The organism is Gilliamella sp. Pas-s27 (assembly GCF_009795865.1).
Taxonomy (GTDB): domain Bacteria; phylum Pseudomonadota; class Gammaproteobacteria; order Enterobacterales; family Orbaceae; genus Gilliamella.
Map to the genome: position 1 here is coordinate 1 of NZ_WTEW01000142.1, position 306 is coordinate 306.

Genomic DNA, 306 nt, shown 5'->3' on the forward strand with positions numbered 1-306 from the left:
ACTAAATTTTTTGACCATGATATTTGTCTCCTATGATTTTTGTTTATATCATAGAGGCGACTTTTGTCCACTTTTTTGGCGAGGATCATGTTGCTTTGTCTGTTTCATGTTTGATTAGTTTATCAAGATTATCTGAATGTAAAGGGAAATTGGCTTTATGTTGCTCGGCTAATGTATAAGCAGAGGAAAAACCATAACCACCGGTCAAACAAAGCTGATAGAGTTTATCAAGTAGTAAAGGTAATTTATCTGACATATCATGCTTCCTTATTTGTCGACTTAAATAAAGAATGAAAATGATTGTAA

The 306-nt window shown here is 32.4% G+C and carries 1 protein-coding gene; it reads right to left on the reverse strand.

What is annotated here, in order from left to right:
• Positions 1-85 precede the first annotated feature (85 nt).
• Positions 86-306 (reverse strand): hypothetical protein (locus GQ589_RS12060; RefSeq protein ID WP_237399248.1); only part of this gene is annotated, 221 nt, incomplete at its 5' end.